The sequence below is a fragment of the Marinospirillum perlucidum genome, from assembly GCF_003336805.1.
Lineage (GTDB): Bacteria > Pseudomonadota > Gammaproteobacteria > Pseudomonadales > Halomonadaceae > Marinospirillum > Marinospirillum perlucidum.
In genome coordinates this window covers 1-10003 of the sequence record NZ_QFWJ01000016.1, presented here as the reverse complement: position 1 = coordinate 10003, position 10003 = coordinate 1, and the positions used below count along the sequence as shown (strand labels likewise).

7 protein-coding genes are annotated in these 10003 nt (G+C 52.9%); 1 reads left to right on the top strand and 6 read right to left on the bottom strand.

The genetic code is table 11. The features are described from left to right. Positions 1 to 453 precede the first annotated feature (453 nt). From prpF to DFK18_RS14280, 5 genes are all read right to left on the bottom strand, one after another. Positions 454 to 1632 carry a 2-methylaconitate cis-trans isomerase PrpF gene (gene prpF, locus DFK18_RS14300; protein ID WP_114418955.1) on the bottom strand — a complete coding sequence of 393 codons (1179 nt, stop codon included), beginning with the start codon at positions 1630 to 1632 and terminating at the stop codon, positions 454 to 456. Positions 1633 to 1732: 100 nt separating this feature from the next. After that, complete coding sequence (gene acnD, locus DFK18_RS14295; RefSeq protein WP_114418954.1) at positions 1733 to 4339, bottom strand: Fe/S-dependent 2-methylisocitrate dehydratase AcnD; 2607 nt, start codon at positions 4337 to 4339, stop codon at positions 1733 to 1735. Positions 4340 to 4413: 74 nt separating this feature from the next. After that, positions 4414 to 5568: a bifunctional 2-methylcitrate synthase/citrate synthase gene (prpC, locus tag DFK18_RS14290; RefSeq protein WP_114418953.1), complete on the bottom strand. Its 1155-nt coding sequence runs from the start codon at positions 5566 to 5568 to the stop codon at positions 4414 to 4416. A gap of 32 nt (positions 5569 to 5600) precedes the next feature. Next, on the bottom strand, positions 5601 to 6494 hold the full coding sequence (gene prpB, locus DFK18_RS14285; RefSeq protein WP_114418952.1) for a methylisocitrate lyase: 894 nt from the start codon (positions 6492 to 6494) through the stop codon (positions 5601 to 5603). Between the two features lie 37 nt (positions 6495 to 6531). Beyond that, entirely contained in the window at positions 6532 to 7218 is a 687-nt protein-coding gene (locus tag DFK18_RS14280; RefSeq protein WP_114418951.1) for a GntR family transcriptional regulator, read from the bottom strand. Between the two features lie 289 nt (positions 7219 to 7507). On the opposite strand from DFK18_RS14280, the gene pabB reads away from it, so the two are divergent. Then, on the top strand, positions 7508 to 8830 hold the full coding sequence (pabB, locus tag DFK18_RS14275) for an aminodeoxychorismate synthase component I (RefSeq protein ID WP_114418950.1): 1323 nt from the start codon (positions 7508 to 7510) through the stop codon (positions 8828 to 8830). Positions 8831 to 9150: 320 nt separating this feature from the next. Here the strand turns inward: pabB and DFK18_RS14270 are convergent, their stop codons facing one another. Beyond that, positions 9151 to 9606 carry a DUF6194 family protein gene (locus tag DFK18_RS14270; RefSeq protein WP_218563976.1) on the bottom strand — a complete coding sequence of 152 codons (456 nt, stop codon included), beginning with the start codon at positions 9604 to 9606 and terminating at the stop codon, positions 9151 to 9153. Positions 9607 to 10003 lie beyond the last annotated feature (397 nt).

Genomic DNA, 10003 nt, shown 5'->3' with positions numbered 1-10003 from the left:
ATTCTTAAGAACTTAAAGTTCTTGACGAGTCGCTTGCCTTGATGTTTTGTGACTCTCCACAAACCATCCCGCAAGCGCCCACATGAATGTACCTGATGCTTCATTCTTAAAGAGCGTCGATCCAAAGCATCCTTCGAATCAAGAGGCGAGCATTCTATCAATCTCACCGTCTTTGTCAAGCGTTTATTTTCGCTTAACTTGTTGCCGGTTGCTGTGTCTGGCTGCTCCCTGACAACGAGTGCGCATTCTAGAGATTTTTCGTTTTTACGCAAGGCTTTTTTACGAGTTTTTTACGATTATTTTTAAGTCACAGCTAGTCACGGACTTGCTCACAGAGATATCCACAGAAGACCGCTAGTTAGCCAGTTTTTTACCTGTCAGTAGGTTTTTTTATTTCATAAAAAAGCCCCGGGTCTATGCCGGGGCTTAAGTAATCACCAATTCAGGGATGATTTAGAAGGTGTCGCCAGGAATTCTGACCCAACCTTCCATCAGGATACGTGCACTGCGGCTCATAATCGCCTTGTCCACACTCCACTGACCGTCTACCAGACTGGCTTCGGCACCAACCTTGAGAGTACCGGACGGGTGACCAAAGGTTACTTCTTTACGATCACCGCCACCGGCAGCCAGGTTAACCAGGGTACCGGGAATAGCCGCTGCAGTGCCTATGGCAACAGCAGCTGTGCCCATCATGGCGTGGTGCAGCTTGCCCATGGACAGCGCACGTACCAGCAGGTCTACCTTGTCGGCTTCTACAGCTTTGCCACTGGAAGACGTATAGGTCTTGGGCGGGGCAACAAAAGCCACCTTGGGCGTATGTTGACGCGCAGCTGCTTCAGCAACATCTTTAATCAGCCCCATCTTCACGGCACCCTGAGCACGAATCGTCTCGAAGCGGGTCAGTGCATCGGCATCATTGTTGATGGCTTCCTGCAGCTCGGTACCTGTGTAACCTATTTCTTCCGCGTTCAGGAAGATCGTGGGGATACCGGCATTGATCAGGGTCGCCTTGAAAGTGCCCACACCGGGAACTTCCAGGTCATCCACCAGATTACCAGTCGGGAAGATAGCACCTTCGCCATCGGCCGGGTCCATGAATTCAACGGGAATCTCGGCAGCCGGGAAGGTCACACCATCCAGTTCAAAATCACCGGTTTCCTGAACTTCACCGTTGGTCATGGGAACACGGGTAACGATGGTTTTTTTAATATTAGCCTGCCAGATGCGTACTTCTGCCATGCCGTTTTCAGGCAGACGATTGGCATCGACCAGACCGGAATGGATGGCAAAAGCGCCCACGGCTGCAGACAGGTTGCCGCAGTTACCACTCCAGTCGACAAACTCCTTGTCGATGGAAACCTGACCAAAGAGGTAATCAACGTCGTGACCGGGTTCCGTTGCCGGAGCCAGAATCACGGTTTTACTGGTACTGGAGGTCGCGCCCCCCATACCGTCGATCTGCTTGCCATAGGGATCAGGACTGCCGATCACACGCAGCAGGATGGAATCCCGTGCCTTGCCGGGCACCTGGGCCGCTTCTGGCAGATCCTTGATATTGAAGAAAACACCCTTACTGGTGCCGCCACGAATATAGGTGGCTGGAATTTTAATCTGGGGTACCTGGCTCATAATCTACTCCACACAATGAACAAAGAGCCGAAAACAACTGAGGCGGAACACAGGGGAACCGCCTCAGCTAACCTACTTGCATCTCTGAAGTTCAATGACCTCAGGCAGGCACTTCACCTTCCAGGAAGTCCTGGGCAAAGCGCTGCAGTACACCGCCGGCCTTGTAGACGTTGACCTCGGCGGCAGTATCCAGTCGGCAGATGACCGGTACTTCCACCTTCTCACCGTTTTTACGGGTGATGATCAACTTCAGGGTAGTACGCGGCGTGAATTCACCTTCAACATCATAGGTTTCAGTACCGTCGAGACCCAGGGTCTTGCGCGTGGTGCCTTCTTCAAACTGCAGAGGCAACACACCCATACCAATCAGGTTGGTGCGGTGAATACGCTCGAAGCCTTCCGCAACGATAGCTTCAACACCGGCCAGACGAACACCCTTGGCCGCCCAGTCACGCGAGGAGCCCTGACCATAGTCAGCACCAGCCACGATAATCAGCGGCTGCTTGCGATCCATGTAGGTTTCGATGGCTTCCCACATGCGAACCACCTTGCCTTCGGGTTCGATACGCGCCAACGAGCCCTGCTTCACTTCACCATCAACCACTGCCATCTCGTTAACGAGTTTGGGGTTGGCGAAGGTGGCACGCTGAGCAGTCAGGTGGTCACCACGGTGAGTAGCATAGGAGTTAAAGTCTTCTTCGGGCAGCCCCATCTTGGCCAGGTATTCACCCGCCGCACTATCCGCCAGAATCGCGTTGGAAGGCGACAGGTGGTCAGTGGTGATGTTGTCAGGCAGTACCGCCAGAGGACGCATACCCTTGAGCGTACGTTCTGCAGCCAGCGCACCTTCCCAGTAAGGAGGACGGCGGATGTAGGTACTCTGAGGGCGCCAGTCATACAGCGGGCTCTTGGCCTCTTCACCCTTGTCCAGATCAAACATGGGGATGTAGATCTTCTGGAACTGTTCAGGCTTAACACTGGAACCAACGATCGCATCGATTTCTTCATCGGTCGGCCAGAGATCCTTCAGGGTGATGGGGTTGCCATCCTTGTCGGTGCCCAGGACGTCTTTTTCGATATCAAAACGAATGGTACCGGCAATCGCGTAGGCAATAACCAGAGGTGGCGAAGCCAGGAAAGCCTGCTTGGCATAAGGATGAATACGACCATCAAAGTTACGGTTACCGGAAAGTACCGCTGTGGTGTAGAGGTCGCGATCAATAATTTCCTGCTGGATCTTGGGATCTAGGGCACCGGACATACCATTACAGGTAGTACAGGCATAAGCCACGATACCAAAGCCCAGTTTTTCCATTTCTTCCAGCAGACCGGCTTCTTCCAGGTAGAGACGCGCTACCTTGGAACCGGGAGCAAAGGAAGACTTCACCCAGGGCTTGCGAACCAGACCCAGCTCGTTGGCCTTTTTAGCTACCAGACCGGCAGAAACAACGTTGCGCGGGTTGGAGGTATTGGTACAGGAAGTGATCGCAGCAATGATCACGGCACCGTCAGGCATCAGGCCTTCGGCTTCCTGCTTGCGCGCTTCTTCCAGGTTACCGGCAATGCCCTTGGCGGCCAGATCAGCCGTGGAAACCCGTGCATGAGGGTTGGAAGGACCAGCCAGGTTACGGCCGACGCTGGACAGATCAAACTTGAGTACACGCTCGTATTCAGCACCTTCCAGACTATCCGCCCAGAAACCGGCTTCCTTGGCGTAGTTCTCAACCAGCTCAACCTGCTCGGGTTCACGGCCGGTCAGCTTCAGGTATTCGATGGTTTGTTCATCAATGTAGAACATGGCCGCAGTCGCGCCATACTCAGGAGTCATGTTGGCGATAGTGGCACGGTCACCCACGGTCAGACTGGAAGCACCTTCACCGTAGAACTCCAGGTAGGCACCAACCACGCGCTCTTTACGCAGGAATTCGGTCAGAGCCAGAACGATATCGGTTGCTGTAATGCCGGGCTGACGCTTGCCAACCAGCTCAACACCAACGATATCAGGCAGGCGCATCATGGAAGGGTGACCCAGCATGACGGTTTCAGCTTCCAGACCACCAACACCCACGGAGATAACGCCCAGGGCATCAACGTGAGGTGTGTGAGAGTCAGTACCCACACAGGTATCAGGGAAGGCCACGCCTTCACGCGCCTGGATCACCGGAGACATCTTCTCCAGGTTGATCTGGTGCATGATGCCGTTACCGGCAGGAATCACGTCAACGTTTTTAAAGGCCGTCTTGGTCCACTCGATAAAGTGGAAGCGGTCATCGTTACGACGATCTTCGATGGCACGGTTCTTTTCAAAGGCGTCCTTTTCAAAACCAGCGTGTTCAACAGCCAGCGAGTGGTCAACGATCAGCTGGGTAGGAACAACCGGATTCACCTTGGCAGGATCACCGCCTTTTTCGGAAATGGCATCACGCAGACCGGCCAGATCCACCAGAGCGGTTTGACCCAGAATGTCGTGACAAACAACACGTGCGGGATACCAGGGAAAATCCAGATCACGCTTGCGTTCAATCAACTGCTCCAGAGAAGCAGTCAGGTCTTCAGGTTCACAGCGGCGAACCAGTTGTTCGGCCAGTACACGCGAGGTGTAAGGCAGCTTGGCATAGGCGCCAGGCTTGATAGCGTCCACGGCTTCACGGGTATCAAAATAATCCAGTGAGCTGCCGGGCAAGGACTTGCGGTATTCAGTGTTCATAGTGGCACTCATCAAAAAGAAAGTTGGCAGTGCAAAAGTAGCCGGGGAAGAGCCTTAGCCCTTCCCCTTCAGTCTTATACGCGGTCTTCGATCGCCGGTACGCTGCGAGGCTCTTCACCCACATAGTTGGCGCTGGGGCGAATGATTTTGCCGTCGATGCGCTGTTCGATCACGTGAGCACTCCAACCGGAAGTACGTGAGATCACGAACAGAGGCGTGAACATATCGGTGGGAACACCCATCATGTGATAGCTGACCGCAGAGAACCAATCCAGGTTGGGGAACATCTTCTTGATTTCCCACATGACTGATTCCAGACGCTCGGCGATGTCGTACATCTTGGTGTTCTGCTGTTCTTCGGACAGCTGCTTGGCCACCTGCTTGATCACCTCGTTGCGGGGATCGGAGACGGTGTATACAGGGTGACCGAAACCGATAACCACTTCTTTACGACCCACACGCTCGCGGATATCCGCTTCAGCTTCTTCAGGGTTGTCGTAACGCTTCTGGATTTCAAAAGCCACCTCGTTAGCACCACCGTGCTTGGGACCACGCAGGGCACCGATCGCGCCAGCAATGCTGCTGTAGAAGTCAGAACCGGTACCAGCGATAACACGGCTGGTAAAGGTAGAAGCGTTGTACTCGTGCTCTGCATACAGAATCAGGGAAGTATGCATGGCCTTGACCCAGGATTCGCGTGGCTTCTCACCGTGCAGCAGGTGCAGGAAGTGACCACCGATGGAGTCATCATCAGTTTCCAGATCGATACGCTTGCCATTGTAAGCAAAGTGATACCAGTACAGCAGCATGGAACCCTGGCAAGCCATCAGCTTGTCAGCGATGTCACGGGCATCCGGGTGGTTGTGGTCGTCTTTCTCAGGCTTCACACAGCCCAGAACGGAAACACCGGTACGCATAACATCCATGGGATGAGCAGAAGGAGGCAGTTGCTCCAGAGCAGTTTTAACCGCAGCAGGCAGACCACGCAGGGCCTTCAGCTTGATCTTGTAAGCATTCAGCTCGGCAGCGGTTGGCAGTTTGCCGTGAACCAGCAGGTAAGCAACTTCTTCAAATTCACACTTAGCCGCCAGATCCAGGATGTTGTAGCCACGATAGTGGAGTTCGTTGCCATTGCGTCCTACGGTACACAGAGCTGTATTGCCGGCCGCTGTTCCAGAAAGAGCAACGGATTTTTTAGGCTTGGGCAGCACGGATGATTTATCGGACATGACTATCTCCTCTTTATTTATCTTTATCTGAATTATTTGTTCTTGCCTTCGGCAAACAGCTGGTCCAGCTTCTGTTCGAAGTCATGGTAATTCAGGAAGTCATACAGCTCCATGCGGGTCTGCATGGTATCAACCACGGCCTTCTGATCGCCATCATCCAGCAGGTGCTGGAAAACGTTGAGCGCAGCCTTGTTGGCAGCACGGAAAGCAGACAGCGGATAAAGAACCATGGTGGCACCGTGTTCAGCCAGCTCTTTCTTGTTGAACAGCGGAGTAGCACCGAATTCAGTGATGTTGGCCAGCAGGTGAGCACCGCCGATACCATCAGCAAAGGCTTGATAGTCTTCCAGGGTGTGAACAGCTTCAGCGAAGATGCCGTCAGCACCGGCTTCCAGACAAGCGCGAGCACGTTCTACAGCTGCTTCCAGACCATCTTTCTGGAAAGCATCGGTACGTGCCATAACAAAGAAGTCGCTATCGGTTTTGGCATCAACAGCAGCCTTAACACGATCAACCATCTCGTCCTGGGAAACGATTTCCTTGTTAGGACGGTGGCCACAACGCTTCTGGGCAACCTGGTCTTCGATATGAACGGCAGCAGCACCGCCTTTCTCCATTTCTTTTACTGCACGAGCGATATTGAAAGCACCGCCCCAACCAGTATCGATATCCACCAGCAGAGGTGTGTCTACAGCACTGGTGATGCGGCGCACATCTTCCAGTACATCGTTCATGCTGGTCATGCCCAGGTCAGGCAGACCGTAGGAAGCATTGGCAACGCCGCCACCGGACAGGTAAATCGCCTGGTGACCCACTTTTTCAGCCATCATGGCGTGGTAGGCATTGATGGTGCCAACAATTTGCAGTGGGTTGTTTTCTTTCAGTGCCTTGCGGAAGCGTCCGCCAGCGGTCAGTTTCTGGGACATGATTTTTCCTCTTAATAACCGGGTTAGGGTTTTCGGTTTACCGGGGTAAAGACTCTTGTTCCCGCAAACGCTGTTCAACGTTATCGCGGGAGGCTCGTATGTGCCGACGCATCAGCATTTCGGCTAATTCCTCGTCTCGCTGCTCGATAGCATCGACGATACGATAGTGCTCCTGAAAAGCGCGTTTGGGACGACCACTGCTAGCGCTGAACCGATAACGGTACATGCGCACCAGATAGTAGAGTTCGCCACAAAGCAGCTCCATCAACTTCTTGTTGCCACTACCCAGAACGATGCGATAGTGAAAATCCAGATCGCCTTCCTTCTGGTAGTAGGCCAGATTCTGTTGCAGCTCGGCCTGGGATTCGTGTTTTTCCAGCAGTTCCTTGAGGCTATCAATTCCAGCTACCGGCATCTGACGCGCGGCCAAACGACAGGCCATGCCTTCCATTGCTTCACGAACTTCATAGAGTTCCAGCAATTCATCCAGGGACAGGGAAACCACGCGGGCGCCAACATGGGGGATACGGGTGACCAGGTGCCGACCCTCCAGGCGACGCATGGCTTCGCGCAGGGGCCCGCGGGAAATGCCATACTCTTTAGCCAGGCCAGGCTCGGTAATTTTCGTGCCCGGAGCGATCCCACCTGTTACTATCGCATCTTGAAGTTCTTCAAAAACGCGATCAGCAAGGGTTCGGCTATCCAGGGCTGCTTCCTGATTCATCGGCTAGTTGGCTCGCTTCAAAACATTGTCGACAATATCGAATTGATCTGCACTGTAGACAGGTGCAACCTAAAGGTCAATTAAAACCTTAGTCTAAAAAAACCGGATCAAACTATAACTAATTGAAATTTAAAGAATAAATGAACAGCTTACCAAAGGCGACTCATCAGTTCTGTTTTCAAGTTGTCGACAACAGCGCGCGATTAACTTCATCAAGGAGGACTTTTTTCCCGCTTCCCCGTAAAATGCGCCACCCCAACAACCTAGTTTCGCTGCTTTACGGACGTCTATGCCTGCTTTTCGTCAACTGCCCCTGAGTTATGCCAGCCCCGAGCAACTGCTGGCCGCTGTCCGCACCCTGGAATGGCCAGTACTCCTGGGGGGAGACAGTCACAGCCGCTATGCTATTGCTGCCGCAGGGCCGACCCGCAAGCTGGAAGTTCACACCCGGGCAGATCTACCCCAACTGGAAGCGCTGCGCCAATCAGCCCCTCGCCCTCATCAAGAAGACACCCAAGAGTTACCCTTTTGCAGTGGCTGGCTGGGCTACTTCAGCTACGATGCTGCCCGCCTTTTTGAAGACCTGCCTGAAGAAGCTGAAAACGACCTGCCCCTGCCCAGGGTTCGCCTGGGCTACTACCCCTGGTCGCTGGTCAGTGACCAGCAGGAAAAAACCACCTGGCTGAGCGGCTACTTTACTGACGAGCAAGCGGCCAGCCTCAAGGAACAACTGCAAGCCAGTCTGCCCGAACAAGAAGACTTTAAAGTGACGGCCCCCTTTACCAGCAATATGAGTAAAGCCGCCTATTTGGAGAAGTTTGCACGTGTGCAGGACTACTTGAAAGCCGGAGACTGCTATCAGATCAATCTGGCCCAGCGTTTTTCTGCACCCTTTCAAGGCAGCAGCTATGCTCTCTGGGAAAAACTGCGCCAGAGCATCACTGCCCCTTTTTGTGCCTTTCTGGATTATGGCGAAGAACAGCTACTATCCCTTTCGCCTGAGCGTTTTCTGCAAACCAGTGCTGATGGTAAAGTAGAAACCAAACCCATCAAGGGCACCCGCCCCCGTGGTAAAAGCCCGCAGGAAGACCAGGCCTTAAAAGAAGACCTGCTCAGTAACGAGAAGGATCGGGCGGAAAACCTGATGATCGTCGATCTTTTGCGCAATGACCTGGGACGAGTCTGCCAAACGGGCAGCATTCAGGTGCCGGATCTTTTTACCCTGGAAAGCTACAACTATGTGCATCATCTGGTCAGTCGCATCACCGGCCAACTGGCCAGCGACCGCCAACCACTTGATCTTTTAACCGCTAGCTTCCCCGGTGGCTCCATCACCGGTGCGCCCAAACTCAGGGCCATGCAGATTATCGAAGAACTGGAACCCTGTCGCCGCAGCGTCTACTGCGGCTCCATCGGCTACCTGGATGACAGCGGCCGCATGGACTTCAACATCGCCATCCGCACCTTTATTGCTGCCAACAACCAACTTCACCTCTGGGGCGGCGGCGGCCTAGTCGCGGATTCAAAAGCAGAAGAAGAATATGCCGAAACCCTGCACAAGGTAGCTCGCCTGATCCGTATTCTGGAGCCGGAATTTGCGCAGGGGATTTAAACGCTATCAGCTTGGATTTAACTACCCCTGAAAACAGCAATGAGCCAAAACAACAATAAAACTATGAGTAATCAAGAGTGGGCTGATAAAAGAAAAAGCACTATGAAAGCAATTAGCACCCACTCTTCAAGAGGTCTGTGAAGGCCACCAACCTGTCAGTATCACGCCAAGCAACGCAGAACTGTTAGACCTATTTTCATTAAAAGATAATCAAGACCTGCAGCAAACGCCCTATCTTTGGGTACAACTAAAACGCCAGCCGACTTATGCAATCAATTGCAGAACTGAATTCGCAAGACAACCAGTAAACTCTGCCGTAATTATCCACACCCCGTTCGCCGCTTGTACTTTTTAACAACCCGCTCATAAGCTTCATCCAGCAGCGGTTGCAGTGTCTGCAGGCTGGATGCATCCGGGTTCAAGATACTCATCCATCCCATCCAGGCGTAAACCGGGTGAGGCAACAGCTTATTCAGGCAGGTGAAATCCATATCCAGGTTGACCACTTGGCCAGCTGCCGGGCGAGCCGGTTTAGAGCCCAGGTGTTGTTGATAAGTTGCGCTGCTCACCCCGAAGTTCAGACGATAAACCCCTTCACGATCCAGCGCAGACGCTTGATCATGTTCACCGTTTTTATCCTTCAGGGTGGCAAAATATACCCCGCGCGGCAGGCGCTGATCGGGGTTATAGAAAAAAGCCTCCTCACCCCAGGCTGACACCAACTTCATACCAGGATAGCGCTGCAGCAACCAGGCTGAGAGTTCATCTTTTTGCACTGGGCAGTTTCTCACCTCAAATTAATCGCAAGGGAAGGCAGTTGCTATTGCCATTTTAACCAAATCACTGGCGGGCTCAGCCCAGAGTTAAGGATTCTCATCCAGAAAGTTCGCTGTAACAGCCAATAACTGCCTGCCGCCTGCATCTCTAGGCGTACAATAATCGGTATCAGTGACATCATAGACACCGTATACATAACCACGAAACCGCCACGCTTGATTATAGTTCGTATCCGGGTCACCTCTTTCTGCTTTTCTATACTCCCTAAGTGTCAGATTCCGGATGATCAAATCTCATTGAGGAGTTATCCTTTGCTTGCTGCAAAGGGTCTCCTTCAGCAGATCATTCAGGAGCGTATTCATGAACATCAAACTGCATAAACAGGCCACCACTACA

Coding starts and splice junctions, on each gene's coding strand:
- prpF (WP_114418955.1), bottom strand. CDS start 1,632: ATGAGCCAGGTACCCCAGATTAAAATTCCAGCCACCTATATTCGTGGC.
- acnD (WP_114418954.1), bottom strand. CDS start 4,339: ATGAACACTGAATACCGCAAGTCCTTGCCCGGCAGCTCACTGGATTAT.
- prpC (WP_114418953.1), bottom strand. CDS start 5,568: ATGTCCGATAAATCATCCGTGCTGCCCAAGCCTAAAAAATCCGTTGCT.
- prpB (WP_114418952.1), bottom strand. CDS start 6,494: ATGTCCCAGAAACTGACCGCTGGCGGACGCTTCCGCAAGGCACTGAAA.
- DFK18_RS14280 (WP_114418951.1), bottom strand. CDS start 7,218: ATGAATCAGGAAGCAGCCCTGGATAGCCGAACCCTTGCTGATCGCGTT.
- pabB (WP_114418950.1), top strand. CDS start 7,508: ATGCCTGCTTTTCGTCAACTGCCCCTGAGTTATGCCAGCCCCGAGCAA.